This window comes from Streptomyces sp. NPDC050997, assembly GCF_040660135.1.
Taxonomy (GTDB): domain Bacteria; phylum Actinomycetota; class Actinomycetes; order Streptomycetales; family Streptomycetaceae; genus Streptomyces.
The window spans coordinates 64,406-90,955 of sequence record NZ_JBFAGK010000031.1 but is presented as its reverse complement, the minus strand read 5'-3'; the positions used below and the strand labels follow the sequence as shown (position 1 = coordinate 90,955).

At 70.5% G+C, this 26,550-nt stretch carries 23 protein-coding genes; 11 read left to right on the top strand and 12 right to left on the bottom strand.

Features of this window, described 5'->3' with window-relative positions:
• Positions 1-159, top strand: a 159-nt coding sequence (locus tag AB0H86_RS40965; RefSeq protein ID WP_362450816.1) for a hypothetical protein, incomplete at its 5' end; no start/stop codon positions are given.
• 72 nt (positions 160-231) lie between these two features.
• Here AB0H86_RS40965 and AB0H86_RS40960 read toward each other — a convergent pair.
• The 3 genes from AB0H86_RS40960 to AB0H86_RS40950 form a co-directional block, all read right to left on the bottom strand.
• Positions 232-2,514, bottom strand: a complete 2,283-nt coding sequence (locus AB0H86_RS40960; protein WP_362450810.1) for an FtsX-like permease family protein — start codon at positions 2,512-2,514, stop codon at positions 232-234.
• A 144-nt stretch (positions 2,515-2,658) separates the two neighbouring features.
• The gene (locus AB0H86_RS40955; protein ID WP_362450807.1) at positions 2,659-3,408 is read right to left on the bottom strand and encodes an ABC transporter ATP-binding protein; all 750 of its coding nucleotides are present in this window, start codon (positions 3,406-3,408) and stop codon (positions 2,659-2,661) included.
• Complete coding sequence (locus tag AB0H86_RS40950) at positions 3,405-3,920, bottom strand: PadR family transcriptional regulator (RefSeq protein ID WP_362450805.1); 516 nt, start codon at positions 3,918-3,920, stop codon at positions 3,405-3,407. Before AB0H86_RS40950 ends, AB0H86_RS40955 begins: the two co-directional genes overlap by 4 nt.
• A gap of 136 nt (positions 3,921-4,056) precedes the next feature.
• On the opposite strand from AB0H86_RS40950, the gene AB0H86_RS40945 reads away from it, so the two are divergent.
• From AB0H86_RS40945 to AB0H86_RS40925, 5 genes are all read left to right on the top strand, one after another.
• Positions 4,057-5,328: an ABC transporter substrate-binding protein gene (locus tag AB0H86_RS40945; protein ID WP_362450803.1), complete on the top strand. Its 1,272-nt coding sequence runs from the start codon at positions 4,057-4,059 to the stop codon at positions 5,326-5,328.
• Between the two features lie 135 nt (positions 5,329-5,463).
• Entirely contained in the window at positions 5,464-7,089 is a 1,626-nt protein-coding gene (locus AB0H86_RS40940) for a glycoside hydrolase family 13 protein (RefSeq protein ID WP_362450801.1), read from the top strand.
• A gap of 47 nt (positions 7,090-7,136) precedes the next feature.
• The gene (locus tag AB0H86_RS40935; protein ID WP_362450799.1) at positions 7,137-8,465 is read left to right on the top strand and encodes an ABC transporter substrate-binding protein; all 1,329 of its coding nucleotides are present in this window, start codon (positions 7,137-7,139) and stop codon (positions 8,463-8,465) included.
• Positions 8,466-8,471: 6 nt separating this feature from the next.
• Positions 8,472-9,833: an ABC transporter permease subunit gene (locus tag AB0H86_RS40930; RefSeq protein ID WP_362450797.1), complete on the top strand. Its 1,362-nt coding sequence runs from the start codon at positions 8,472-8,474 to the stop codon at positions 9,831-9,833.
• A complete protein-coding gene (locus AB0H86_RS40925) occupies positions 9,830-10,669 on the top strand; it encodes a carbohydrate ABC transporter permease (RefSeq protein ID WP_362450795.1) in 840 nt (279 codons plus the stop codon). The genes AB0H86_RS40930 and AB0H86_RS40925 overlap by 4 nt, the downstream gene beginning before the upstream one ends.
• Before the next feature lie 58 nt (positions 10,670-10,727).
• Here AB0H86_RS40925 and pgl read toward each other — a convergent pair whose 3' ends face one another.
• Genes pgl through tkt form a run of 5 tightly spaced genes read right to left on the bottom strand, consistent with a single transcriptional unit; the run spans position 10,728 to position 17,378 of the window.
• Positions 10,728-11,510 (bottom strand): 6-phosphogluconolactonase, encoded by a 783-nt coding sequence (gene pgl / locus AB0H86_RS40920; RefSeq protein ID WP_362450793.1) that lies wholly within the window; start codon positions 11,508-11,510, stop codon positions 10,728-10,730.
• Positions 11,507-12,613 carry a glucose-6-phosphate dehydrogenase assembly protein OpcA gene (opcA, locus tag AB0H86_RS40915; RefSeq protein ID WP_362450791.1) on the bottom strand — a complete coding sequence of 369 codons (1,107 nt, stop codon included), beginning with the start codon at positions 12,611-12,613 and terminating at the stop codon, positions 11,507-11,509. The genes pgl and opcA overlap by 4 nt, the downstream gene beginning before the upstream one ends.
• A complete protein-coding gene (gene zwf, locus AB0H86_RS40910) occupies positions 12,610-14,133 on the bottom strand; it encodes a glucose-6-phosphate dehydrogenase (RefSeq protein ID WP_362450788.1) in 1,524 nt (507 codons plus the stop codon). Before zwf ends, opcA begins: the two co-directional genes overlap by 4 nt.
• A gap of 4 nt (positions 14,134-14,137) precedes the next feature.
• A complete protein-coding gene (gene tal, locus AB0H86_RS40905; protein ID WP_362450786.1) occupies positions 14,138-15,256 on the bottom strand; it encodes a transaldolase in 1,119 nt (372 codons plus the stop codon).
• Between the two features lie 34 nt (positions 15,257-15,290).
• Positions 15,291-17,378, bottom strand: a complete 2,088-nt coding sequence (gene tkt / locus AB0H86_RS40900) for a transketolase (protein ID WP_362450784.1) — start codon at positions 17,376-17,378, stop codon at positions 15,291-15,293.
• 353 nt (positions 17,379-17,731) lie between these two features.
• Between tkt and AB0H86_RS40895 the strand changes: the two genes are divergently transcribed.
• From AB0H86_RS40895 to AB0H86_RS40885, 3 genes are all read left to right on the top strand, one after another.
• The gene (locus tag AB0H86_RS40895; protein WP_362450782.1) at positions 17,732-18,685 is read left to right on the top strand and encodes a heme o synthase; all 954 of its coding nucleotides are present in this window, start codon (positions 17,732-17,734) and stop codon (positions 18,683-18,685) included.
• 123 nt (positions 18,686-18,808) lie between these two features.
• Complete coding sequence (locus AB0H86_RS40890) at positions 18,809-19,165, top strand: hypothetical protein (RefSeq protein ID WP_362450780.1); 357 nt, start codon at positions 18,809-18,811, stop codon at positions 19,163-19,165.
• Positions 19,166-19,246: 81 nt separating this feature from the next.
• Positions 19,247-20,353, top strand: a complete 1,107-nt coding sequence (locus AB0H86_RS40885) for an amidohydrolase family protein (protein ID WP_362450779.1) — start codon at positions 19,247-19,249, stop codon at positions 20,351-20,353.
• Positions 20,354-20,363: 10 nt separating this feature from the next.
• Here AB0H86_RS40885 and AB0H86_RS40880 read toward each other — a convergent pair whose 3' ends face one another.
• The 4 genes from AB0H86_RS40880 to AB0H86_RS40865 form a co-directional block, all read right to left on the bottom strand.
• Positions 20,364-21,371 (bottom strand): COX15/CtaA family protein, encoded by a 1,008-nt coding sequence (locus AB0H86_RS40880; protein WP_362450777.1) that lies wholly within the window; start codon positions 21,369-21,371, stop codon positions 20,364-20,366.
• Between the two features lie 46 nt (positions 21,372-21,417).
• The gene (locus tag AB0H86_RS40875; RefSeq protein ID WP_362450775.1) at positions 21,418-22,197 is read right to left on the bottom strand and encodes an ABC transporter permease; all 780 of its coding nucleotides are present in this window, start codon (positions 22,195-22,197) and stop codon (positions 21,418-21,420) included.
• Between the two features lie 112 nt (positions 22,198-22,309).
• Positions 22,310-23,233: an ABC transporter ATP-binding protein gene (locus AB0H86_RS40870; protein ID WP_362450773.1), complete on the bottom strand. Its 924-nt coding sequence runs from the start codon at positions 23,231-23,233 to the stop codon at positions 22,310-22,312.
• A 122-nt stretch (positions 23,234-23,355) separates the two neighbouring features.
• On the bottom strand, positions 23,356-24,162 hold the full coding sequence (locus AB0H86_RS40865; protein ID WP_362450771.1) for an AAC(3) family N-acetyltransferase: 807 nt from the start codon (positions 24,160-24,162) through the stop codon (positions 23,356-23,358).
• Between the two features lie 160 nt (positions 24,163-24,322).
• Here AB0H86_RS40865 and AB0H86_RS40860 point away from each other — a divergent pair, with 160 nt between their 5' ends.
• Together AB0H86_RS40860 and sufB are read left to right on the top strand one after the other, a co-directional pair.
• Positions 24,323-25,075, top strand: a complete 753-nt coding sequence (locus AB0H86_RS40860; RefSeq protein WP_362450769.1) for a metalloregulator ArsR/SmtB family transcription factor — start codon at positions 24,323-24,325, stop codon at positions 25,073-25,075.
• Entirely contained in the window at positions 25,072-26,493 is a 1,422-nt protein-coding gene (sufB, locus tag AB0H86_RS40855) for a Fe-S cluster assembly protein SufB (protein ID WP_362450767.1), read from the top strand. The genes AB0H86_RS40860 and sufB overlap by 4 nt, the downstream gene beginning before the upstream one ends.
• Positions 26,494-26,550: the final 57 nt, after the last annotated feature.

The following is a 26,550-nucleotide window of genomic DNA, read 5'->3' as shown; positions in this document are numbered from 1 at the left end:
TGGAACATCGACTCCTTCGACCAGTGGGGCGTCGAACTCGGCAAGGTCCTCGCCAAGCGCGTCGAACCCGCCCTCACCCAAGGCACCGACGTACCGGGCCTGGACAATTCCACCAAGGCCCTGGTCGCCGCCTACCGGGAGCTGCGCACCCGGGACTGAGCGGGGAGGCGCCCCCGCCGCGCGTGCGTCCCCGCCGTGCGTGCGTCCCCGCCGTGCGTGCGGGGGCGCTGCTCAGGCCACCGCGCTCAGCGTGTCCGCGAGTCGACGCCGTGCCGCGCGGGACGCCGGCAGCGCGGCGAGCGCGGCCGCCCCCAGCACCGCGGCCGCGCCGAACAGCGCCAGCAGGGCAGGGGACGGTCCCTGGGCGATCCCGGCGCCGATACCGCTCGACCTGCCCTGGGCGTCGATCAGCCAGTGGGCGAGCGGGGCGCCCAGGGCCGTACCGATGAGGGCCGCGGCCAGCGCGGTACAGCCGGTGGCCGTGACGGTGATGGCGGTGATCTGCCGTGGCGACAGGCCGATGGCCTTGAGCGCCAGCAGATCCCGCTCGCCCTCGCGGACGGTGCCACCGATCGCGGTCAGCAGTTCGATCAGCCCGATGAGGGCGAGGACGACGATCAGGCCCACCACGACCCCGCGCAGCGGCGAGAGCCCGTCGGCCGGATTCGGCACGGTGTGCACGTCCAGGTGGCCGCGCCCGGCGGTGGTCAGCCGGTCGGCGACCAGCTGTGGGTCCGTGCCGGGGCGAAGCCGGAGCTGATAGCGGGTGGGGCCGAGGCCCGGGTCGTTCTCGCGCAGGGTGTCCAGCGAGGTGGAGATGACCCGGCCGGCGTTCTCCGGTTCGATGCTGCGGCCCACGATGTGCAGGATCTGCGGCTGGTCGCCCACCGTCATCCGCACCCAGTCGCCCACCCGCACGTCGAGCAGGTCCAGCAGCCCCTGCCCGGCCACCGCCTCGTCGGGACCCCGCGCGGCGCGGCCCTGGGCCAGGGCGTACGGGTACGGCTCCCGGTGGGTGCCGAGGCCGCGCAGCGCGATGGTGGCCGTCTGGCCCGGCACCAGGGCCGCCATCTCCACGCCCGGGTAGGCGGCGGCGACCCCCGGGTCGCGTTCCAGCAGGGCACGGGTGTCCCGTTCGCCGAGGCCGGAGTCCGTGCGGGCGGTGAGCGCGGCAGGGACACCGATCTGCTCGGGCCTGCTGTGGAAGCGGTCGATGGTGGTCCAGGCGCTCATCGCGACCACGATCAGCAACAGCGGCAACGCGAGCCTGGCCACCGTGGCCAGGGACCGCGGGCGCCACGCGAACGCCTTGTGCCAGCCCAGGACCAGCGCGGGCGACAGCCGCAGCCCGAGCGCCCGGCGCGCCACGGACGAAAGCCGCCCGCCGACCGGCGCCGCGGGCCGTGGCACCGGGACCGGAGGCACCCGGCCCGCCCGCCAGGCCGCGAGACCGGTGGTCGCGCCGATCAACAGCACCGCCCCCACCGGCACCACGAACAGCGCCACCGTGTGCCCGGGCAGCCCCTGCCACACACCGACCGCGTCCCCGAGACGCCCGGGGACGCGACTGCCCAGCGCCTGGGTGAGCGCCGCCGCGGCCACCGCGCCGAGCAGCGCGTAAGCGATGTGCTGGAGCAGGAAGACGCGGACCACCTGGCCCGGCGTGAAGCCGATCGCCTTCAGCACCGAGATGTCCCGCAGATGGCCCCGGATGCGGGTGGCGATCGCCCCGTGCACCGCGAGCCCGGCGGCGAGCAGCGCACCGAGGCCGAACAGGCCCAACACCTGCCCCAGCAGCCGGCTGTCGCCCTGCGCCTCGGCGCGCGCCTGCTGCCAGGTGGAGACCTCGCTGACGGCACCGGAGCCGAGGACCGTGACGGCGCGCTGGACGACGTAGTCGGTGTCGCCGGGGTCCGACAGGCGCAGCCCGATCACCTGGCCGCCCGGGTCGCGCACGGCGGACGGGAGCGCCCAGACGAGCCCCGGCTGCTCGCCCGGCCGGTACCGGGGTTCGGCGCTGTCGGCGATGCCGAGGACGGTCAGTTTCCGGGCCGTGCCGGGCACGGTGAGGGTGTCGCCCGGCTCGGCCAGCAGGGCGAGGGCCAGGCGGCTCTCCAGGACGACGCCGTCCGGGGTGCCGGCGTCCAGCCAGTGGCCGGAGGTCACCAGTGGGCGGCCGACGGTGGGCCGCCCTGTTGTACCGCGCAGTTCGACGGAGGCGCGGGCGCCGCGGGAGGCGAGGGTGGCGGCCTCGGTCGGGTAGGGGCCGGAGACCGACTCGACGCCGTCCAGCTCGGCCGCCTCGCGGACATCCGCCGACTGGCCGGTGTGCAGCCACACATGAGCGCCGTGTGCCTGGGTGAAGACCCGCTGCCAGGGATTGGTGGCGTAGCCGAACAGGGCCGTGGCCAGCAGTAGCGAGGCGACGATGCCGGCGGTGGCGAGGACGAGGAACAGTGCCTCGCCGCGGTGCGTGCGCAGATCGGAGTGCGCCCAGCGCAGGGTGGCTCGCACCGGCTCAGCCCCTCGTCTCGCGCACCGTGAAGGCACCGTCGTAGCGCACCGCGAGAGCATGGTCGTCGCGCACCGCGAAAGCACCGTCGTAGCGCACCGTGAAGGCACCGTCGTACACCCGCATGTCAGTCCTTCACCCGCATGTCAGTCCCTGAGCTCCAGCACGCCGGATATGCCGGTGCCGCGCGAGGGCGTGCCGTCGAGTACCGCGTCGTCGGCTATCCGCCCGTCGAAGAAGCTGATCACCCGGTCCGCGGCGCTCGCCAGCCGGGCGTCATGGGTGACCAGCACGATGGTCTGGCCGCGCTGGTGGAAGCGGGACAGCAGCCGTGTCACCTCGCGGGTGCCCTTGCTGTCCAGGCTGCCCGCGGGCTCGTCGGCCAGCAGCAGCGGCGGATGGTTGACCAGGGCCCGGGCGAGCGCGACCCGCTGCTGCTCACCGCCGGACAGCTCGCCGGGCATGCTCCGCTCCTTGCCCGTCATGCCCAGCTCGGCCAGCAGGCCCTCCCGCTCGGCGCGCGCCTGTTTGGGGGAGGACCCGGCGAGCAGGGCCGGCAGTTCCACGTTGTCGGCGACCGAGAGATCGGACACCAGGTTGAAGAACTGGAACACGATCCCGATGCGCTTCCTGCGCTCCACGGCCCAGCGCGCCTCGCTCCATGTGTCGGAGCGCTCGCCGTCCAGCCAGATGCTGCCGCCGTCCGGCCGTTGCAGACCGCCCAGCAGATGCAGCAGCGTGGACTTGCCGGCGCCGGACGGCCCGGTGATCGCCACGAACTCGCCCTGCCGTACGCGCAGATCGACCCCGCGCACGGCATGCGCCGGGGCACCCTCGCCGTGATGCGTCTTGACCAGGCCCTCGGCGCGCAGCACGGGAGCGGGGTTGTCGCTCACTCCAGCTCCTCCAGCTCTTCCTGGCACCGCTCCAGCCAGTCGAGGTCGGCCTGCAGGTGCAGCATCGCGCCCTCGATCAAAAGGTGGGCGACGCGGTTGTCCCGGTTCTCGGCGGCGGCCAGTTTCGACAGATCCCGCATGGTGGTGAGGTACTGGCGCCGCTGCTTGTTGATGAGGGCGATCTGGTCGGCGAGACCGGTCTGCGGTGCGAGGGCCAGTTTCATGAAGAACTCGTCCCGCACCCGTGGCTCGTGCGCCGTCTCCTCGTACCAGGCACGCAGCTCTTCCCGCCCGGCGTCGGTGAGGTGGTAGATCTTCTTGTTGGGCCGGCTCGACTGCTCGACCTCTTCGCCCTCGATCAGTCCCGTCTTCTCGAGGCGGCCGAGGGTGACGTAGATCTGGCCGACGTTCGGCTGAGGGTACGCGGAGCCCAGCAGTTGCTCAAGGTCCTGCTTCAGCTCGTAGCCGTGGGCCGGGCCGCGCGCGAGGAGAGCCAGGAGGGGCAGGCGCACTCGTGCTGTCCTCCTAGTCCGCGTAATGTGCTCCGGGCCCTAGTATCGCCCATACCTAACAGGTATACATGGCCTCTGACTCGGGCGAAGATGCCCGGCGCCACAGGTCAGGTGTCAGGTGTACAGGGAGGAACCTATGCGGTGGATCCACGCCGCCGGTAGGGGCCTTCTCGTTCTCGTGGTGGTCCTGACCGGATACGTCGCCTCCGGGGCGGGCGCCGGCGAAGCGGCCGCGGGCGGTCGTGGGCCGCTCACCGTGGCCACCGCCGGGGATCTCACCGGCTATCTCGGCCCCCTGCTGGAGGGCTGGAACCGTACCCACCCCGGTGAGCAGGTCACCCTCGTCGAGCTCCCGGACTCCGCGGACGAGACGCACGCGCAGATGGCCACCGACCTGCGCGACGGCGACCGAAGCCGCTTCGACGTCCTCAACATCGACGTCAACTGGACCTCGGAGTTCGCCGCCGCTGGCTGGATCCGTCCCCTGCCGCGCGACCGTTTCCCGCTCGGGTCCTTCCTGCCGCCGGTCGTGGACACGGCGACCTACGACGGGCAGCTGTACGCCGTCCCGTACGTCACCAACGCCGCACTGCTCCTCTACCGCAAGGACGTCCTCGCCAAGGAGGGGGTCCCACCGCCGCGCACCTGGGCCGAGCTGGAGCGGGACGCGAGGACCCTCGCCCCGAAGTACGGGCTCGACGGCTACGCGGGACAGTTCCTGCCGTACGAGGGCCTCACCGTCAACGCGGCCGAGGCCGTCTACTCGGCGGGCGGCACGATCCTCGGCGACGAGGGCGCGCGCGTCACGGTGAACTCCGCCGCCGCCCGCGAGGGCATCGGGTTCCTGGCCAGGGGTGTGCGCGAGGGCTGGATACCGAAACGGGCGCTGACGTACAAGGAGGAGGAGTCCAAGCAGGCCTTCCAGGACGGCCGGCTGCTCTTCCTGCGTAACTGGCCGTACGCCTATGTCGCCGCCTCGGCCCGGGGCTCGAAGGTCGCCGGGAAGGTCGGCGCCGTACCGCTGCCCGGACCCGACGGACCCGGGGCGAGTGTCCTCGGCGGCTCCAACCTGGCCGTCAACACGCATGCGCGTCATCCCGACTCGGCCGCGCGCCTGATCGCGTACCTCACCAGCGAGCCCGTCCAGCGCCAGGTCCTCACCCGCGGCGCGCTGCCGCCGGTGCGCGCCGCGCTGTACGAAGACCCCGAGCTGCTACGGGAGTTCCCGTACCTGGCGACCCTGCGCGCGAGTGTCCTCGCGGCGGCCCCGAGGCCCAAGAGTCCCCACTACGACCAGGTCAGCCTGGTCGTGCAGGCGGTCGTGCGCGACGCGATGACCGGGCGCGAGACGCCGGAGGCCGCAGTGCGGCGGCTGGCGCGGGAGCTCGCAGCCGTGTCCAGCCGCTAGTTACTTGTTAGGTAACGCGGACGTCTCATCTGGCTTCAGGATGCCCCTTTAAGCGCGCTTTTGTCGGGCCAACTCAGCAGTAGCTTCCGTTCTTTTCATTGACACCCCGCTGACACGCCTACCTAACATGCATGCATGTTGAGTAAGTACCACTGGTGGCGAGACGCCGTGATCTACCAGGTGTACGTCCGCAGCTTCCTGGACAGCACAGGCGACGGCATCGGCGATCTCGCCGGGGTCAGGGCCGGACTGCCGTACCTGAAGAAGCTCGGCGTCGACGGGATCTGGCTGAGCCCCTTCTATCCCTCGCCGCAGCACGACCACGGCTACGACGTCGCCGACTACTGCGGCGTCGACCCGATCTTCGGTGACCTCGCCGAGTTCGACCTGTTGATGGCGTCCGCCCACCGGCTCGGCGTCAGGGTGCTGCTCGACATCGTCCCGAACCACTGCTCCAGCGAACACCCGTGGTTCCAGGAGGCGCTCGCCGCCGCTCCCGGCAGCGCGGCCCGCGCCCGCTTCCACTTCGCCGACGGCCGCGGCCCGGACGGCGCGGAACCGCCCAACAACTGGCACGCCATGTTCGGAGGCCCGGCCTGGACCCGCGTCACCGAGGCGGACGGGCGGCCCGGCCAGTGGTACCTGCACATGTTCACGCCCCAGCAGCCGGACTGGAACTGGCGCACCCCCGACGTCGCCGACGAGTTCGACCGGACGCTGCGCTTCTGGCTCGACCGGGGCGTCGACGGTTTCCGTATCGACGTCGCCGCCGGCCTGTTCAAGCACCCGGACCTGCCCGACTCCCTGGACCCGGAGGCGGACGCCCGCAGCCGCGACTCGGTCAACCCGCTCGCCTGGAACCAGCCCGAGGTGCACGACGTATGGCGGCACTGGCGGTCCGTGTGCGACGGGTACGCGGCACACGACGGCCGTGAGCGGCTCCTGGTCGGCGAGGTCTCGGTGCCGACCGCGCGCGAGCACGCCCGGTACGTCCGCCCGGACGAACTCCACCAGGCCTTCTTCTTCGACCTGCTCGGCGCCCCCTGGGACCCCGACGCCTTCCGCAAGGTCATCTCCGAGGCCATGCAGGACATCGCCGGTACCGGCTCCACGGTCACCTGGGTCCTCAACAACCACGACCAGGTCCGCACCGTCACCCGCTACGGCGAATGCACCACCGAGGGCAGTGGCCACGGTGCCGCCCGCGCCCGTGCCGCCGCGCTGCTGATGCTGGCGCTGCCCGGAGCCGCGTACATCTACCAGGGCGAGGAGTTGGGTCTGCCCGAGGTGGTCGACCTGCCCGACGAGGTGCTCACCGACCCGATCTTCCACCGCACCGGCAGCCGGGCCCGGATCCGAGACGGCTGCCGGGTGCCGCTGCCGTGGTCGGGGCAGGCGTCCCCGTTCGGCTTCACCCCCGGCGCCGAGAGCGCCAAGCCCTGGCTGCCCCAGCCCGACTACTTCGCCGAGTACGCCACCGACCGCGCCCTCGCCGACACCCGCTCCTTCTGGCACCTGTACCGCGACGGCCTCCAACTGCGAGCGGCGCTGCCCCAGTTGGGCGAAGGGGCGCTGCGCTGGCTGGACACCCCGCCCGGGGTCCTCGGCTTCGTCCGCGGCGACGGCCTCGTCTGTGCCGTCAACTTCGGTACGGCGCCCACCCCCGCGCCGGTCTCCGGCACCCCTCTGCTGTCCAGCGGTCCCTGCCCGGCCGGGGTGCTCCCCGGTTCCACGGCCGCCTGGTGGATCAGCGACCACTGACCCTCTGCTTGCCCGTCAACTTCCCACCCCTCGAAGGGACATCAACGATGATGCGACGACGTACGACCCTGCTCACCAGCTGCACCGCCCTCGCCCTGGCACTCGGCGCGACCGCCTGCGGAGGCGGCGGGCCGGTCTCGGCGGGCGGTGGTGACAAGGCGCTCAGCGGCCAGACCGTCACCGTGGCCGGAGTCTGGTCCGGCAGCGAGCAGAAGAACTTCCAGAAGGTGCTGGACGCGTTCGGCGAGAAGACCGGCGCCAAGACGTCGTTCGTGTCCACCGGGGACAACGTCTCGACCGTCGTCGGCAGCAAGATCGAGGGCGGCAACGCGCCCGACGTGGTGATGGTTCCGCAGGTCGGCGTGTTGCAGCAGTTCGCACGCAAGGGCTGGCTCAAGCCGCTGTCCAAGGCCACCCAGAACACCGTCGACACCAACTTCGCGAGCGTGTGGAAGAAGTACGGCAGCGTCGACGGCACCCTCTACGGCCTCTACTTCAAGGCCGCCCACAAGTCGACGGTCTGGTACAGCCCCGACGCCCTCACCCAGGCCGGAGTCAAGCCGCCGACGACGTACGACGCGATGCTGAAGGCCGGACGCACGGTCTCCGACTCGGGCCTCGCCGCCTTCTCGGTGGCCGGACAGGACGGCTGGACCCTCACCGACTGGTTCGAGAACATCTACCTGTCCCAGGCCGGTCCCGAGAAGTACGACGCCCTGGCCGCCCACAAGTTGAAGTGGACCGACGCGTCGGTGGTCAGCGCCCTGTCGACCCTCGGCAAGCTCTTCAAGGACAAGCAGCTGATAGCGGGCGGCCAGAAGGGGGCGCTCAACACCGACTTCCCGGGCTCGGTGGAGAAGGTGTTCGGGCCCGAGCCCGAGGCCGGCATGGTCTACGAGGGCGACTTCGTCGCCGGCGTCGCCAAGGACCAGTTCGGCAAGGCGATCGGCAAGGACGCGAACTTCTTCCCGTTCCCCGCGGTCGACGGCGGCAAGGCCCCGGTGGTCAGCGGCGGTGACGCGGCCGTCGCCCTGAAGGACGGCAAGAACCAGAAGGGCGCCCAGGCGCTCCTGGACTACCTGGCGACCCCCGAGGCCGCGGCCGTGTGGGCGAAGGCCGGCGGCTTCCTGTCCCCGAACAAGAAGCTCGACCTCGCCTCGTACGGCGACGAGATTACCCGCGCGACCGCCAAGTCCCTTGTCGGGGCCGGGGACTCGGTCCGCTTCGACATGTCCGACCAGGCCCCCGCGGCCTTCGGCGGCACCAAGGGAGCGGGCGAGTGGAAGCTGCTCCAGGACTTCCTGCGCGACCCGTCGGACCCGAAGGGAACCGCGGCCGGACTGGAAGCCGCGGCGGCCAAGGCCTACAAGGGCTGACCGGCCATGACCGCGACCCTTGTGAAAGAGACGAGTCCACCGCCCGCCGGTGTCGTCGCCCGTGTCCGGCGCGCCCGGCGGCGGGGACGGATCGTCGCCCTGCTGTTCGCGTTCCCGGCACTGCTCCTGCTCGGCGCGCTCGTCGTCTATCCCGTGCTGTTCTCGATCGGCCGCAGCTTCTTCGACGCGTCCGGCACCCGTTTCGTGGGCGGCGAGAACTACACCGAGATGTTCCGTGACCCGGCGACCGTCAAGGCCGTCCGGAACACGGCCATCTGGGTGGTGGTGGCGCCCACCCTGCTGACCGGCCTCGGTCTGGTCCTCGCCGTACTGGTGGAGAAGGTCCGCTGGGCGACCGCCTTCAAGCTGCTGCTGTTCATGCCGATGGCGGTGTCCTTCCTCGCCGCGGGCATCATCTTCCGGCTGGCCTACGACGAGGACCCGGACAAGGGCGTGCTGAACGCCGCCGTCGTCTCGGTGCACGACGCCTTCAAGGGCACCTCGCCGTACCCGACGGCCCGGGCCCGCGACGGCCACGGACTGACGGCGGAGCCCGATGGCTCGTACCGGTCGACCGCGACCGTCTCCCCGGGGGACCTGGTGACGCTCGGACTGGTCGGCGTCCCGCCGAAGGACCTGCCCGCGGGGGCCGAGCCCGCGTCCCCGGCCACCGGCCGCACAGCGGCGCCGGACGAGCTGCGCGGGGTGGTCTACCTGGACTTCACGCCCGGCGGGGGAGGGGAGCAGGGCAAGGTCGACCCGCGGGAGAGCGGGCTGCCGCAGACGCGGGTCGAGGCGGTCGGCGACGACGGGAAGACGGTCGCGCGGACCACGACGGCGTCCGACGGTTCCTTCCGCTTCACCGGCCTCGACTCCGGTCCGTACACGGTGAAGCTGCCCGCGTCGAACTTCGCACAGCCCTACGGAGGCGTCTCCTGGCTCGGGCCGGCGCTCGTCACGCCGGCGATCATCGGGGCGTACCTGTGGATCTGGACCGGCTTCGCGATGGTGCTGATCGGCGCCGGACTCGCGGCGCTGCCCCGGGACGCGCTGGAGGCGGCGCGGATGGACGGGGCGAACGAGTGGCAGATCTTCCGGCGGATCACGGTGCCGCTGCTGGCACCCGTCCTCACCGTGGTCTTCGTGACCCTCGTGATCAACGTGATGAAGGTCTTCGACCTCGTCTACATCATCGCGCCCGGGCCGGTGCAGGAGGACGCGACCGTGCTCGCCACACAGATGTGGCTGGTGTCCTTCGGCGGCGGCAACAACCAGGGGCTGGGCAGCGCCCTCGGGGTACTGCTCCTGCTCCTGGTGGTCCCGGCCATGGTCCTGAACGTCCGTCGTTTCCGAGGGAGTCAGCGATGAACGCGGTACGGCGCGGCCTGGGCAACGGTCTCGTGCAGGCCTTCCTCGTGGTGATCGGCCTGGTCTGGGTGACCCCCCTCGCGGGACTGTTCCTCTCCTCGCTGAGATCCGCCGAGGACACCGCCGAGGGCGGCTGGTGGACCGTGTTCGCCAGTCCCGCGCAGCTGTCCTTCGACAACTACTCGGCGCTGCTGAAGAACTCCGGGATGACACAGGCGTTCTGGAACACGGTGCTGATCTCGGTGCCGGCGACCGTCCTGGTCGTGGTCCTCGCGGCGCTCGCCGGGTACGCGTTCGCGTGGCTGGACTTCCCCGGACGGGAGTCGGTCTTCCTGGTCGTGGTGGCGCTGCTGGTGGTGCCGGTGCAGATCGGCCTGCTGCCGGTCGCCAAACTCTTCGGGCAGCTGGGGCTGTTCGGGACGATTCCGGGTGTGGTGCTGTTCCACGTGGCGTACGGGCTGCCGTTCGCGGTGTTCCTGCTGCGCAACTACTTCGCCGAGATGCCGAAGGAGATGCTGGAGGCGGCCCGGATGGACGGCGGCACCGAGTGGCGGATCTTCACCCGGCTGGTTCTGCCGGTGGGACGGCCGGCGATCGCCAGCCTCGCCATCTTCCAGTTCCTGTGGGTGTGGAACGACATGCTGGTGGCGCTGCTGTTCGCGGACAGCTCCTCGCAACCGCTGACGGTGCAACTGCAGTCCCAGATACGGCAGTTCGGCAGCAACATCGATGTGCTGGCCCCGGGGGCGTTCCTGTCCCTTGTGGTGCCGGTGGTGGTGTTCTTCGCGTTCCAGCGGCACTTCGTGCAAGGGGTGATGGCGGGCTCGGTGAAGTAGGCCGCCGACACACACGGGTGAGGGGCGGCGGAGGTGAGAACCTCCGCCGCCCCTCAGCTCACGACGACGCCGGCGGATACAGCGCCCGCGGCAGCTGCGAGGCCGCCGCGGAGTCCAGCAGCCACAGGGTGCGCTGCCTGCCGCGCGCCCCCGCCGCCGGGGCCTGGATCTCGCCCGCGCCCGACAGGGCGATCGCCGCGGCCTGCGCCTTGTCCTCGCCCGCCGCCAGCAGCCACACCTCGCGCGCCGCCCGGATCGCCGGCAGCGTGAGGGTCACGCGGGTCGGCGGGGGCTTCGGAGCGCCGTGGACGCCGACCACCGTACGTTCGGTCTCCCGGACGGCCGGCAGTTCGGGGAACAGGGACGCCACATGGGTGTCCGGTCCCACGCCCAGCATCAGGACGTCGAACGTCGGTACCTCGCCATGGTTCTCCGGGCCCGCCGCACGGGCCAGCTCCTCGGCGTAGCCCGCGGCCGCCGCGTCCGCGTCGGCCCCGTACGGTCCGTCCGACGCGGGCATGGCGTGCACGCGCTTCGGGTCCAGCGGCACCGCGTCCAGCAGGGCCTCGCGGGCCTGCGTGACATTGCGTTCCGGGTCGCCCTCGGGCAGGAACCGCTCGTCGCCCCACCACAGGTCCAGGCGGCCCCAGTCGACGGCGTCCCGGGCGGGCGCGGCGGCCAGGGCGGCGAGCAGACCGTTGCCGTTGCGGCCGCCCGTGAGGACCACGGACGCCGTGCCGCGCGAGGCCTGCGCGTCCACGACCTTCGTGATCAGGCGGGCCGCGGCGGCCTGGGCCATCAGTTCCTTGTCGTGGTGCACGACCACCTGCGGAGTGGTCACTTCGCCGCCGCCTTCCTCACCGGGGCCGGTGCCGCCGCTTCCTTTGCGGGTGCTTTCGCAGCCGCTTCAAGGGGAGTAGGGACCGCGGTGGCCCTTTCTCCTTTGGCCGCCGGTCCCTCGGTGTCGGCGTTCTGCTCCGGGTCGGGCAGCTCGGCACCCTTGTTGTGTGACCCGTTCGAGGTGCTCAGCCGCTCCACCCCGAACCGCAGCGCCGAGGCGTACGTGTCGTCCGGGTCCAGCCGGCGCAGCTCCTCCGCGATCAGCTCGGCCGTCTCGCGGCGCTTGAGCGCCACCGCACGGTTCGGCTGGCCCTCGATGGAGAGGGTGGCGAGGGAACCGTCGGCCCGGTCCAGGACGATCGGCCCGCAGTCGGTGTTCATCCGGACCGCCGTCAGACCGGGGCCCGACGACAGTGAACGCTTCACCGGGACGTCCAGCCGGTCCGCGAGCCACATCGCCAGCAGCTCACAGCTCGGGTTGAACTCCTCGCCCTCCACCTCGACGGCCATGACCGCGCAGGTCACCTGGTCGAGAGCGGCCGCCAGCATCGAACGCCAGGGCGTGATCCGGGTCCACGACAGGTCCGTGTCCCCGGGGGTGTAGGCGTCCGCGCGGGCGCCGAGTTCCCGTACCGGCTGCTCGGAGGCGTAGGTGTCGGTGACCCGGCGCTGGGCGAGGGCGCCCAGCGGGTCCTTCGCCGGGTCCAGGGGCGCGTTCACCGGCCACCAGGCCACCACCGGGGCGTCCGGCAGCAGCAGCGGCAGGACGACCGACTGGGCGTGGTGGGCGACATCGCCGTACAGCCGCAGGACGACCGTCTCGCCGGTGCCCGCGTCCGCGCCCACCCGCACCTCGGCGTCCAGCCGGGACTGGGTCCGGTCGCGGGGCGAACGCGAGACACGCTTGATGACCACGAGCGTGCGCGAGGGGTGCTCGTGCGAGGCGTCGTTGGCGGCCTTCAGGGCGTCGTACGCGTTCTCCTCGTCCGTGACGATGACCAGTGTGAGCACCATGCCGACGGCCGGGGTGCCGATGGCCCGCCGACCCTGCACCAGTGCCTTGTTGACCTTGCTGGCCGTGGTGTCCGTGAGGTCTATCTTCATGGCCGGCGCCAGCTCCGTCCGTCTCGCTCGAGCATTTCGTCCGCCTCGACGGGTCCCCAGGTGCCGGCCGGGTACTGGGCGGGCTTGCCGTTCTTGTCCCAGTACTGCTCGATCGGGTCGAGGATCTTCCAGGACAGCTCGACCTCCTCGGTGCGCGGGAAGAGGTTCGAGTCCCCGAGCAGCACATCGAGGATGAGGCGCTCGTACGCCTCCGGGCTGGACTCCGTGAACGACTCGCCGTAGGCGAAGTCCATGGACACGTCCCGGATCTCCATCGAGGTGCCCGGCACCTTGGAGCCGAAGCGGACCGTGACGCCCTCGTCGGGCTGGACCCGGATGACGATCGCGTTCTTGCCCAGCTCCTCCGTCGCCGTGTGGTCGAAGGGGGAGTGCGGGGCCCGCTGGAAGACGACCGCGATCTCGGTGACCCGGCGGCCCAGCCGCTTGCCGGTGCGTAGATAGAAGGGGATGCCCGCCCAGCGGCGGTTGTCGATCTCCACCTTGATCGCCGCGTAGGTGTCGGTCTTCGACTTGCGGTCGATGCCGTCCTCTTCGAGGTAGCCGATGACCTTCTCGCCGCCCTGCCAGCCGGCCGCGTACTGCCCGCGCACGGTGTCCACGCCGAGGTCCTTCGGCAGTCTCACCGCGCCGAGCACCTTGGTCTTCTCGGCGGCGAGGGCGTCCGCGTCGAAGGAGGACGGTTCCTCCATCGCCGTGAGGGCCAGCAGCTGGAGCAGGTGGTTCTGGATGACGTCACGGGCGGCGCCGATGCCGTCGTAGTAGCCGGCCCGGCCGCCGATGCCGATGTCCTCGGCCATCGTGATCTGCACGTGGTCCACGAAGGACCGGTTCCAGATCGGCTCGAACATCGTGTTGGCGAAGCGCAGCGCCAGGATGTTCTGGACGGTCTCCTTGCCCAGGTAGTGGTCGATGCGGAAGACCTGGTCCGAGCCGAAGACCTCGTGCACGACCTTGTTGAGTTCCTCGGCCGACTTCAGGTCGTGGCCGAAGGGCTTCTCGATGACCGCGCGCCGCCAGGAACCGCCCGCCTGGTCCGCCAGCCCGTGCTTCTTCAGCTGCTGGATGACCACGGGGAAGGAGCGCGGCGGCACGGACAGGTAGAAGGCGAAGTTGCCGCCGGTGCCCTGTGCCTTGTCGAGCTCCTCGATGGTGCCGCGCAGGCGCTCGAACGCGTCGTCGTCGTCGAAGGTGCCCTGGACGAAGCGCATCCCCTGGATGAGCTGCTGCCAGACCTCCTCACGGAACGGCGTACGGGCGTGCTCCTTGACGGCGTCGTGGACCTCCTGCGCGAAGTCCTCGTGCTGCCACTCACGCCGGGCGAAACCGACCAGCGAGAAACCCGGCGGCAGCAGACCCCGGTTCGCGAGGTCGTACACGGCGGGCATGAGCTTCTTTCGTGACAAATCGCCCGTGACGCCGAAGATGACCAGGCCCGACGGCCCCGCGATACGCGGGAGCCGTCGGTCGGCGGGGTCACGCAGCGGGTTGCTGCTCGACAAGGGTTCAGCCCTCCGAAGGGGCGAGGCGCTGAAGCTCCGCCTCGGTCGACTTGAGCAGGTCGTTCCAGGACGCCTCGAACTTCTCGACGCCCTCGTTCTCCAGGAGCAGTACCACCTCGTCGTACGAGATCCCGAGCTTCTCGACCGCGTCGAGTTCAGCGCGGGCCTGCTCGTACGTGCCGGTGATCGCGTTGCCCCGGATCTGACCGTGGTCCTCGGTGGCGAACAGGGTCGCCTCCGGCATGGTGTTCACCGTGTTCGGCGCCACCAGCTCGTCCACGTACAGGGTGTCCTTGTACGACTTGTCCTTGACGCCGGTCGAGGCCCACAGCGGACGCTGCTTGTTGGCGCCCGCGCTCTCCAGCGTGCTCCAGCGGTCCGAGGCGAAGACCTCCTCGTACGCCTGGTAGGCGAGACGGGCGTTGGCGACACCGGCCTTGCCGCGGGCGGCCTTGGCCTCGTCGGTGCCGAGCGCGGCGAGCCGCTTGTCGATCTCGGTGTCCACGCGGGACACGAAGAAGGACGCCACGGAGTGGATCTTCGACAGGTCGAGACCCCGCTCCTTGGCCTTCTCCAGGCCCGCGACGAACGCGTCCATGACCTCGCGGTAGCGCTCCAGCGAGAAGATCAGCGTGACGTTGACGCTGATCCCGAGGCCGATGGTCTCGGTGATCGCCGGGATGCCCGCCCTGGTCGCCGGGATCTTGATGAGCGTGTTGGGACGGTCCACCAGCCAGGCCAGCTGCCTGGCCTCGGCGGTCGTCGCCTTGGTGTTGTGGGCCAGGCGCGGGTCGACCTCGATCGATACCCGGCCGTCCTGGCCGCCGGTGGCGTCGAAGACCGGCCGCAGGATGTCGGCGGCGTCGCGGACGTCCGCCGTGGTGATCATGCGGATGGCCTCTTCGACCGTGACCTTGCGGAAGGCGAGGTCGGAGAGCTGCTGGTCGTAGCCGTCGCCCTCGGAGATCGCCTTCTGGAAGATCGACGGGTTGGTGGTGACGCCCACGACGTGCTGCTGGTCGATCAGCTCGGCGAGGTTGCCGGACGTGATCCGCTTGCGCGACAGGTCGTCCAGCCAGATCGCCACGCCTTCCTCGGAGAGGCGCTTGAGTGCGTCTGTCATGGAAATTGCATCTCCTACGTGTCGTATATGAGCGTCAGCGCTGGGCTGCGGCGATCGATTCCCGGGCCTTGGCCGCCACGTTCTCGGCAGTGAAGCCGAACTCGCGGAAGAGCACCTTGCCGTCCGCCGAAGCGCCGAAGTGCTCCAGGGAAACGATGCGGCCGGCGTCTCCCACGTACTTGTGCCAGGTGAGACCGATACCGGCCTCCACCGCGACTCGCGCCTTCACCGCCGGCGGCAGGACGCTGTCCCGGTACCCCTGGTCCTGCTCCTCGAACCACTCCACACACGGCATGGACACGACCCGGGTCGGCACACCGTCGGCTTCGAGCTGCTCGCGCGCCTCGACGGCCACGTGCACCTCGGAACCGGTCGCGACGAGGATCACCTCAGGTGTCCCCGTGGACGCCTCGAACAGGACGTAACCGCCCTTGGCGGTGTCCTCGTTGTGCTGGTACGTCGGCACGCCCTGACGGGTCAGCGCGAGACCGTGCGGGGCGCCCTTGCCGAAGACCTTGGTGTAGCGGCGGAGGACCTCGCGCCAGACGATCGCGGTCTCGTTCGCGTCCGCCGGGCGGACCACGTTCAGGCCCGGGATGGCACGCAGCGAGGCCAGGTGCTCGACGGGCTGGTGCGTCGGGCCGTCCTCGCCCAGACCGACGGAGTCGTGCGTCCACACGTAGGTCACCGGCAGATGCATCAGCGCGGAGAGGCGGACCGCGTTGCGCATGTAGTCGGAGAAGACGAGGAACGTGCCGCCGTAGATACGGGTGTTGCCGTGCAGCGCGATGCCGTTCATCTCCGCGGCCATCGAGTGCTCGCGGATGCCGAAGTGGATCGTGCGGCCGTACGGGTCCGCCTCCGGCAGCGGGTTGTCCGCCGGCAGGAACGACGACGTCTTGTCGATCGTCGTGTTGTTGGAGCCCGCCAGGTCGGCCGAACCGCCCCACAGCTCCGGCACGACCGCGCCGAGCGCCTGCAGCACCTTGCCGGACGCGGCACGGGTCGCGACGCCCTTGCCTACCTCGAAGACCGGGAGCTTGTCCTCCCAGCCCTTGGGCAGCTCACCCGCGGCGATCCGGTCGAACTCGGCCGCGCGCTCCGGGTTGTTGCTCCGCCACTCCTGGAACGACTTCTCCCACTCGGCCTTCGCCTGACGGCCCCGCTCACCCAGCGCCCGGGTGTAGTCCAGGACCTCGTCCGCGACCTCGAAGGTCTGCTCCGGGTCGAAGCCCAGGACCCGCTTGGTGGCCGCGACCTCGTCGTCGCCCAGAGCGGAGCCGTGCGCGGCCTCGGTGTTCTGGGCGTTGGGGGCGGGCCAGGCGATGATCGAGCGCATCGCGATGAACGACGGCCGGTCCGTGACCGCCTTGGCGGCCTCGATCGCGTCGTAGAGGGCGTGCGGATCGAGGTCACCGTCCGGTTTGGCAGCCACCCGCTGGACATGCCAGCCGTAGGCCTCGTACCGCTTGACGGTGTCCTCGGAGACGGCCGTCTCCGTGTCGCCCTCGATCGAGATGTGGTTGTCGTCCCACAGCAGGACGAGGTTGCCGAGCTTCTGGTGACCGGCCAGCGAGGACGCCTCCGAGGAGATGCCCTCCTGGAGACAGCCGTCACCGGCGATCGCGAAGATGTGGTGGTCGAAGGGGGAGGTGCCCTCCGGGGCCTGCGGGTCGAACAGGCCGCGCTCGTAGCGGGCCGCCATCGCCATGCCCACCGCGTTGGCGACACCCTGACCCAGCGGGCCGGTTGTCGTCTCCACGCCGGTGGTGTGGCCGTACTCGGGGTGACCCGGGGTCTTGGAACCCCACGTCCTAAACGACTTCAGGTCATCCAGCTCCAGGCCGAAACCGGCCAGGTACAGCTGGGTGTAGAGGGTCAGGGACGAATGGCCGGCGGACAGCACGAAGCGGTCCCGGCCCACCCAGTCGGCGTCCGCCGGGTCGTGCCGCATCACCTTCTGGAAGAGGGTGTACGCGGCAGGTGCCAGGCTCATCGCCGTACCGGGATGGCCGTTGCCGACCTTCTGTACGGCATCGGCGGCCAGGACGCGGGCGGTGTCGACGGCCCGCTGATCCAACTCGGTCCACTCGAGGTCTGTGGTGGTCGGCTTGGTGCTCACCCTGGGTCAGGGCTCCTCTCCACATGTCACGCATGTCGAATGCCGGTGCACTGAACGCCCCGGCCGTTGTCGAGCCTACCCCCGTGAGTACGCGCCTTATTTCGAGTCATTCCAGACTGCCGGGACTCTTCGGGATCCGCCTCCCGACTGGGGCGTTCCCCGTTCGGCAGGTGAATACGGAGCCGCTCGTACGAGTGCTCAATCGAGTGCCTCCCGGCTCGTCCAAGCGGGCCGCCCAACACGACCCCACCCCCGCGAATATCGGGGTATGGGCAACGTCTACAGTGGCGTGGTACGCGCGAGCCTTTACCGGGACTTCACACGGCTGGGCTTGCTGAGATGTCTCTGTAGGGGTGTGCGTGACGGCCGTCGAATCCCGTCCAGCGGGGGTACTCGGTGCGAGCCAGAGCCCGAGCCACCGGCCGTTCGGGGCCCGTGTCAAGGCGTTTGTGGCTCTGACCAAGCCTCGGATCATCGAACTGCTTCTCATCACCACCGTGCCGGTGATGTTCCTGGCGCAGCAGGGTGTCCCCGACCTCGGGCTGGTGCTGCTCACGTGCCTCGGCGGCTACCTCTCCGCCGGTGGCGCCAACGCGCTCAACATGTACATCGACCGCGACATCGACGCCCTCATGGACCGCACCTCGCAGCGTCCGCTGGTCACCGGAATGGTCAGCCCGCGCGAGTGCCTCGCCTTCGGCGTCACCCTGGCCGTCGTCTCCACACTGCTGTTCGGCCTCGCCGTCAACTGGCTGTCGGCCTGGCTGTCACTCGGAGCGCTCCTCTTCTACGTCGTCGTGTACACGATGATCCTCAAGCGCCGTACCTCGCAGAACATCGTGTGGGGCGGGATCGCCGGCTGCCTTCCCGTCCTCATCGGCTGGTCGTCGGTCACGAACTCCCTGTCGTGGGCGCCGGTCATCCTCTTCCTCGTGATGTTCTTCTGGACCCCGCCGCACTACTGGCCGCTGTCCATGAAGGTCAGGGAGGACTACGCGCGTGTGGGCGTGCCGATGCTGCCGGTCGTCGCCTCCAACAAGGTGGTCGCGAAGCAGATCGTGCTCTACAGCTGGATGATGGTCGCGGTGTCGCTGCTGCTGACGCCGCTCGGCTACACGGGCTGGTTCTACACGGTGGTCGCGCTGCTGGCGGGCGGTTTCTGGCTGTGGGAGGCACACGGGCTGCAGAACCGGGCCAGGGCCGAGGCCACCGGCGTCAAGCTCAAAGAGATGCGGTTGTTCCACTGGTCGATCACCTATGTGTCGATCCTGTTCGTGGCCGTCGCGGTGGACCCCTTCCTGCGCTGACCCCTTCCTGCGCCGACTTCCTGCGCTGACGTCTCAAGACCTCCCGTGACGGGCGGGGTACGTGGTCAAGGCCACGCACCCCGCCCGTCGCCGTTCGATCTACCCGTCGGTAGCATCCTGGACATGGCAGACACGCAGCAGGTTGACGAGGGCACCGACGCCAAGCAGGCCGCACGTGCCGAGCGCAGGGCGGCCCGCCTCGCCAAGCAGATCGGCGCCTTCTCGAAGGCGCACGGCGGGGCCGAGGGCCAGGTGGCCTACCTCGGGGAGCGCGGCGCCCGCATCGTGCTCGTCGGCGAGGACGGCGGCTGGGGCGACCTGGTGGCCCCGTCGTACGACATCGCCGAGAAGGCGGTGGAGAAGTCCGGGATCACGGTCCACGAGGCCTTCGACGGCGAGTTCGCGGCCAAGGTGCGGACCGGTCCGTACGAGTGGACCCGGATGGCCGGAATCCAGGTGGGCGGTCCGAGCAACACCTGACGCCCGGTTCACCCGTTAGGACCCGTAGGGGACCGTAGGAGGACACGGTCCCCGGACGTGGTCCACTCGCGGGGAGTCCGGATGATCGAAATGCCGTCCCTGGTGGACCAGTACTGCCACGGCGTACTGAGGACGGAGCTGGGTCTCGGCACCTTCGAGGCCCAGCTGGCCCGCACCGAGGGCCCGCCCGCGCCCGGCACGACACTCTTCGACACCCAGACCGGGTTCGCGGTACGCCGCTGGTGCCCCCCGCTCCTCGGCCTGGAGCCGCACTGTCCGCCCGCCCGATATCTCGCCCGACGTCGTGAACTCGGCGTACTGGAGTCGGGCCGGCGTCTGCTGCGCGGCAGCGGCATCACGACGTACATGGTCGACACCGGACTGCCCGGCGATCTCACCGGACCCGGCGAACTGGCCGGCGCGGCCGCCGCCGAGGTCCGCGAGATCGTGCGGCTGGAACCTCTCGCCGAACAGGTCGCCGACACCTCCGGCACCGTCGAGTCCTTCCTCGCCAACCTCGCCGAGTCGGTGCACGGGGCCGCCGCGAACGCCGTGGCCTTCGCCTCGGTGGCGGGCGTACGGCACGGACTCGCGCTCGCGCCCGAGCCGCCGGGGCCGGGGGAGGTGCGGGGTGCGGTCGGCCGCTGGCTCGCCGGCCGCCGGGTGGGCGGGGAACTGAGCGATCCGGTGGTGCTGCGGCACCTGTTGTGGATCGCGGTCGCCTCCGGCCGGCCCCTCCAGCTCCACGCCGGCCTCGGCGAACCGGGCCTGCGCATCGACCGCACCGATCCCGTGCTGCTGACGGACTTCGTACGGGCCACGGCCGGGCTGGGCACGGACCTCGTGCTGCTGTACAGCTACCCGTACCACCGGCACGCCGCCCATCTCGCCGCTGTCTTCCCGCATGTGTACGCCGACTCGGGCGCCGCCCTGGTGCGCACCGGCGCCCGGGCCGCGACCGTCCTCGCGGAGATCCTGGAACTCGCCCCCTTCGGCAAGATCCTCTTCTCCAGCGGCGCCCAGGGACTGCCCGAGCTGCACGTGGTCGGCGCCCACCTGTTCCGCGACGCCCTGGGACGGGTGCTGGGCACCTGGGTCGCCGAGGGCGCGTGGTCGCTGACCGACGCCCAGCGGGTGGCGGGGATGATCGCGGCGGGCAACGCCGGGCGCGTGTACGGGCTGGACTGACCGCGGCGGCCTACGCCCGGGTCAGGGTCGCCTCGGTCGACGGGCCCGGCACGTCGGCCTCCGCCTCCGGTCGTTCCCGCAGCGCCAGCAGCACCCGCAGGACCGCGATCCACACCAGCGCCGAGCCGAGCATGTGCAGGCCGACCAGGAGCTCGGGAAGGTCCGTGAAGTACTGGACGTAGCCGATGACGCCCTGGGCGAGCAGGATCAGGAACAGGTCGCGGGTGCGGTGCAGCGGGTTCCCGGGGGCGTCGACCGCCTTGAGGACGAACCACAGAGCGAACGTCAGCGACACCACGATCCAGGCCAGCACCGCGTGCGCCTTGCTCACGGTCTCCCAGTCGATCGGCATCCGTGCGACCTCGCTGGAGTCGCCCGCGTGCGGGCCCGCGCCGGTCACCACCGTGCCGACCAGGATCAGCAGGGCCGCCGCCGCGACCAGGAACCACACCAGCTGCTGCACGGCCCCGCCGACCAGCGGACGGGGCGGCGCGTCACCCTCGCGGGTGCGCTGCCACATCACCGTGGCGATCGCGATCAGGGCCGACGTCGCCACGAAGTGCGCCGCGACCGTGTACGGGTTGAGGCCGACCAGGACCACGATGCCGCCGAGGATCGCGTTGCTCATCACGACCCAGAACTGCGCCCAGCCCAGCCGGGTCAGACCGCGCCGGTAGGGCTTCTCGGACCGGGCGGCGATGATCGCCCAGCCCACCGCGGCGCACAGCACGTACGTCAGCATGCGGTTGCCGAACTCGATGGCACCGTGGAAGCCCATCGCACCGGTGGCGGTCAGCGAGTCGTCGGTGCACTTGGGCCAGGTCGGGCAGCCGAGCCCCGATCCGGTGAGCCGCACCGCACCACCGGTGACCACGATGAGCACCGACATCACGAGGGCGGCGAGCGCCGCCCGCCGGACCGTCCGAGGGGTCGGAGTCCAGCGTTCGGCGATGAAGGCGAGCGGGTTGCGGACGGCCGCTACGGCGTCGGCGCGGGTCAGGTTCGGCACGCGTTCCATCGTAGGGGGCCGCTTGTGCACGCTTTCACGAGGGTCCCGCGGAGGGCTACTCCCACCGGAAGAACCGCCCCGCGGCGGCCAGTCCCACGACCGCCCACCCTGCGAGGATCCCCAGGTCGCCCCAGGGGACGCCGGCGCCGTGCTGCAGCACGTCCCGCAGGCCGTCCGACAGGGCCGAGATCGGCAGCAGGCCGAGGACGTCCTGGGCGCCGGGCGGGAACTTGTCCAGCGGGACGATCACGCCGCCGCCCACGAGGAGCAGCAGGAAGACCAGGTTGGCGGCGGCCAGGGTCGCCTCCGCCTTGAGCGTGCCCGCCATCAGCAGGCCGAGGCCGGAGAAGGCGGCCGTGCCGAGGATCAGCAGGAGCAGGACGGCGACCGGGTTGCCGTGCGGTGACCAGCCCAGGGCGAGGGCGATCACCGTCAGCAGGATCACCTGGAGGATCTCGATGACCAGGACGGAGAGCGTCTTCGCGGTCATCAGGCCCCAGCGGGGCAGCGGGGAGGAGGCCAGGCGCTTCAGGACGCCGTAACGGCGCTCGAAGCCCGTTGCGATGGCCTGACCCGTGAAGGAAGTCGACATCACGGCAAGCGCAAGGATGCCGGGCGCGAGGAAGTCGACCGCCTCGCCGGCGCCCGTGTCGACGATGTCCACCGAGCTGAACAGGAGCAGCAGAAGGGCGGGGATCACGACCGTCAGCAGCAACTGCTCGCCGTTGCGCAGCAGCATCTTCGTCTCCAGCGCGGCCTGGGCGACGATCATGCGGGGGAGGGGCGCGGCCCCCGGCTTCGGCGCGTAGGCGCCGGTGGCGGTGGCGGTGTTCATGAGCGCAGCTCCTTGCCCGTGAGCTCCAGGCTGTGCCATCCCGGGGGACACTCGATCTGACTGCGGCTGCGCCGCGGGCCGGACCCCCGGCAGACCCCTGCGTGCCCCGTGTTCATGAACGCAGCTCCTTGCCCGTGAGCTCCAGGAAGACGTCTTCGAGGGTGTGCCGTTCGACGGAGATCTTCTCCGGCATCACCCCGTGCTGCGCGCACCACGAGGTGACCGTCGCGAGCAGTTGCGGGTCGATCTTGCCGCCGACGCGGTACGAACCCGGCGTCAGTTCGGCCGCCGTGCAGTCCGCCGGGAGTGCCTTGAGGAGGGATCCGACGTCGAGCCCGGGGCGGCCGCTGAAGCGCAGGGTGTTCTCCGCGCCGCCGCGGCACAGCTCCTCGGGGGAGCCGCGGGCGATGACCCGGCCCGCGTCGATGATCGCGACGTCGTCGGCGAGCTGCTCGGCCTCGTCCATGTAGTGGGTCGTGAGGATCACGGAGACACCGTCGGTGCGCAGGTCGCGGATCAGGTCCCAGGTGGCGTGGCGGGCCTGCGGGTCCAGGCCCGCGGTCGGCTCGTCCAGGAACACCAGCTCCGGGCGGCCGACGACGGCCATGGCGAGCGCCAGCCGCTGCTGCTGGCCGCCCGACAGCCGCCGGTAGGTCGTCCGGCCGCAGCTGCCGAGCCCCAGCCGCTCGATGAGCGCGTCCACGTCCAGCGGGTGGGCGTGCAGCTTGGCCACATGGCGCAGCATCTCGTCCGCCCGGGCGGACGAGTACACGCCACCGGCCTGCAGCATCACCCCGATCCGGGGGTGCAGCTCGCGGGCCTGCCGCACCGGGTCGAGGCCCAGGACGCGCACCGTGCCCGAGTCGGGCCTGCGGTACCCCTCGCAGGTCTCGACCGTGGTCGTCTTGCCGGCCCCGTTGGGTCCGAGGACGGCGGTCACACCCGCCCGGGCCACCAGGTCGAGGCCGTCCACCGCGGTCTTCGGGCCGTACCGCTTCACCAGGGCCTGGACCTGGACCACGGGGTCACTTCGCATGGGTCCAGAGTCTAGGTTCGCGGGCGACGGTCCAGACCGGCGGGTACGAGATCTCCACCCCGGGCCCCCGGGGCCGCCCCCGGCCGACCGCCCCGGCGGCCCGCGCCGACCCGGACGGAGCCTCAGATCTCTTCCTCCCGGGACCGGTGCAGCGCCAGCCACCGCTGCGCGTACGCCACCGCGTCCGCCACCGGGAACAGCCGTACGTCGGCCGCGCCCACCCGCCCCCGTACGACGGAACGCCGCCCCTCGTCCCGCTCGAAGTCGTAGCCCAGCTCGTCGAACCGGTCCGCGCTGATCGACACCTCGGTCACCTCCTCCCAGCCGGCGAAGCCCGGTCGGCCCACCTTCACCAGCGGCGACGGAACCCGGTACTCGGCCAGGTGGAAGGAGGTGCAGGTGGCGTAGCCGGTGCCGAGCAGCAGTACCCGGGCGCCGAGCCTCTCCAGCCGCGCCAGCGGGCTCCGCTCGCCCAGCCGGCAGTCGGGAGCGTGCCCCTCGACGATCTGAGCCGCGCCCGGACCGACGGCGGCGAACGAGGTCTGCGGATGAGCGCTGCGCAGGGCGCCCGGCCAGGTCCGCACGGTCTCGGGGATCACTCCCACCCCGCGGGTGGGCGTGACCAGGGGGTCGTACCCGGGCATCGTGGCCCGGATGGTCTCCCACCACTCCTCGGGCACCGGCGGGCTGCTCCACACGGCCGGGTCGGAGAGGTCCCCGGACTGGGTGGGGACCACGAGCGTGCCCTGCGGACCGAGCGCGTCGAGCAGTCCCTGGACAACTGTTACGGCGCCGCCGCACACCCACCCGAGTGAGCTGAGCGAGGAGTGCACCAGGAGGGTTTCACCGGGGCGGACACCGAGCTCGGTGAGCTGGCCGGCGAGGGTGTCCCGCGTGACAAGCGGGCCGGTCGGAGGGGGTATGGGCATGGTCCGGGAGTGTCCCCGACCGGGCACGGCGATGCCACCGGTTTGATCGACCGAGATCGTTTCCGCAGGTCAGATTAGGTAAACCTAAGTGACGCAGGGCACCGCCCGGTCGGACGGGCATGGCTTGCCTGCCTCAGAGGAATTACGCAACAATGACGTTGTGAAAAACGTCGGCGAGGCTCGGGAGACCCCCAGGGGTGCCCCTCAGGAAGAGCTCGCGGCTGGGATGCGCTCGGACCGTTCGACGCGCAACCGGGTCGCGCGATCCATCCTGGACCACGGGCCCTCGACCGTGACCGAGCTGGCCGGACGCCTGGGGCTCACCTCGGCGGCCGTGCGCCGGCACCTGGACGCGCTGGCCATCGACGACGTCGTGGAGGCACGCGAGCAGCGGGTGTACGGAGCGCGCACGCGCGGCCGTCCCGCCAAGGTCTTCGCGCTCACCGACTGTGGTCGCGACGCCTTCGACCAGTCCTACGACAAGCTCGCCGCGGACGCCATGCGCTGGATCCAGGAGCGGTTCGGCGGGGACGAGGCGGTCGTCGCCTTCGCCCGCGCCAGGATCGCCGAGCAGGCCGCCGCCTACCGCCAGGCCATCGAGGCCGCCGCCCCCGAAGAGCGGACCGAAGCGCTGGCCAAGGCCTTGAGCGCGGACGGGTACGCTGCTACGGCGCGAAGCGCACCGGTCGGCGAGCAGCTCTGCCAGCACCACTGCCCGGTGGCCCACGTCGCGGAAAAGTTCCCGCAGCTCTGCGAGGCGGAGACCGAGATCTTCTCCCAGCTGCTCGGCACCCATGTCCAGCGACTGGCGACCATCGCGCACGGCGACGGCGTCTGCACGACGTTCATCCCCAAGATGTCCCACACCACTGACAACGCATCTGCAAACACGGCCGGGAGGAACCCCGCATGACTCTCCCCACGGAGACTGCCCACCCCGAGCTCGAGGGGCTGGGCAAGTACGAATACGGCTGGGCCGACTCCGACACGGCCGGCGCCTCTGCCAAGCGCGGCATCAACGAGGACGTCGTCCGCGACATCTCCGGGAAGAAGAACGAGCCGGAGTGGATGACCAAGCTCCGGCTCAAGGGTCTGCGCCTGTTCGGCAAGAAGCCCATGCCGAACTGGGGATCGGACCTGTCCGGCATCGACTTCGACAACATCAAGTACTTCGTACGCTCCACGGAGAAGCAGGCGGAGTCCTGGGAGGACCTGCCCGAGGACATCAAGAACACGTACGACAAGCTCGGCATCCCGGAGGCGGAGAAGCAGCGCCTCGTCGCCGGTGTCGCGGCCCAGTACGAGTCCGAGGTCGTCTACCACCAGATCCGCGAGGACCTGGAGGAGCAGGGCGTCATCTTCCTCGACACCGACACGGCCCTGAAGGAGCACCCGGAGCTCTTCAAGGAGTACTTCGGGACCGTCATCCCGGTCGGTGACAACAAGTTCGCGTCGCTGAACACGGCCGTGTGGTCCGGCGGTTCCTTCATCTACGTGCCGAAGGGTGTGCACGTCGAGATCCCGCTCCAGGCCTACTTCCGTATCAACACGGAGAACATGGGCCAGTTCGAGCGGACCCTGATCATCGTCGACGAGGGTGCCTACGTGCACTACGTCGAGGGTTGTACGGCCCCGATCTACAAGTCGGACTCGCTGCACTCCGCGGTCGTCGAGATCATCGTCAAGAAGAACGCCCGTTGCCGTTACACGACCATCCAGAACTGGTCGAACAACGTCTACAACCTGGTCACCAAGCGCGCCGTGGCGTACGAGGGCGCGACCATGGAGTGGATCGACGGCAACATCGGCTCCAAGGTGACGATGAAGTACCCGGCCGTCTACCTGATGGGCGAGCACGCCAAGGGCGAGACCCTCTCCATCGCCTTCGCGGGCGAGGGCCAGCACCAGGACGCCGGCTCCAAGATGGTCCACATGGCGCCGAACACCTCCTCCAACATCGTGTCGAAGTCCGTGGCGCGTGGTGGCGGCCGTACGTCCTACCGCGGTCTCGTGGAGATCGGCGAGGGCGCTCACGGCTCGAAGTCCAACGTGCTGTGCGACGCGCTGCTCGTCGACACCATCTCCCGCTCCGACACGTACCCCTACGTGGACGTCCGTGAGGACGACGTGTCCATGGGCCACGAGGCGACCGTCTCCAAGGTCTCCGAGGACCAGCTCTTCTACCTGATGAGCCGTGGTCTGACGGAGTTCGAGGCGATGGCCATGATCGTGCGCGGCTTCGTCGAGCCCATCGCGAAGGAGCTGCCCATGGAGTACGCCCTCGAGCTCAACCGGCTGATCGAGCTGCAGATGGAAGGCGCGGTCGGCTGAGGCCCGCCCTCCAGAACAGCCAGCGAATTTCTGACGTAGGAAGAGAGCAGACCGACA

Coding starts and splice junctions, on each gene's coding strand:
- AB0H86_RS40875 (WP_362450775.1), bottom strand. CDS start 22,197: ATGAACACCGCCACCGCCACCGGCGCCTACGCGCCGAAGCCGGGGGCC.
- AB0H86_RS40880 (WP_362450777.1), bottom strand. CDS start 21,371: ATGGAACGCGTGCCGAACCTGACCCGCGCCGACGCCGTAGCGGCCGTC.
- AB0H86_RS40885 (WP_362450779.1), top strand. CDS start 19,247: ATGATCGAAATGCCGTCCCTGGTGGACCAGTACTGCCACGGCGTACTG.
- AB0H86_RS40865 (WP_362450771.1), bottom strand. CDS start 24,162: ATGCCCATACCCCCTCCGACCGGCCCGCTTGTCACGCGGGACACCCTC.
- AB0H86_RS40935 (WP_362450799.1), top strand. CDS start 7,137: ATGATGCGACGACGTACGACCCTGCTCACCAGCTGCACCGCCCTCGCC.
- tal (WP_362450786.1), bottom strand. CDS start 15,256: ATGACAGACGCACTCAAGCGCCTCTCCGAGGAAGGCGTGGCGATCTGG.
- AB0H86_RS40925 (WP_362450795.1), top strand. CDS start 9,830: ATGAACGCGGTACGGCGCGGCCTGGGCAACGGTCTCGTGCAGGCCTTC.
- AB0H86_RS40890 (WP_362450780.1), top strand. CDS start 18,809: ATGGCAGACACGCAGCAGGTTGACGAGGGCACCGACGCCAAGCAGGCC.
- sufB (WP_362450767.1), top strand. CDS start 25,072: ATGACTCTCCCCACGGAGACTGCCCACCCCGAGCTCGAGGGGCTGGGC.
- opcA (WP_362450791.1), bottom strand. CDS start 12,613: ATGAAGATAGACCTCACGGACACCACGGCCAGCAAGGTCAACAAGGCA.
- AB0H86_RS40870 (WP_362450773.1), bottom strand. CDS start 23,233: ATGCGAAGTGACCCCGTGGTCCAGGTCCAGGCCCTGGTGAAGCGGTAC.
- AB0H86_RS40930 (WP_362450797.1), top strand. CDS start 8,472: ATGACCGCGACCCTTGTGAAAGAGACGAGTCCACCGCCCGCCGGTGTC.
- AB0H86_RS40940 (WP_362450801.1), top strand. CDS start 5,464: ATGTTGAGTAAGTACCACTGGTGGCGAGACGCCGTGATCTACCAGGTG.
- AB0H86_RS40945 (WP_362450803.1), top strand. CDS start 4,057: ATGCGGTGGATCCACGCCGCCGGTAGGGGCCTTCTCGTTCTCGTGGTG.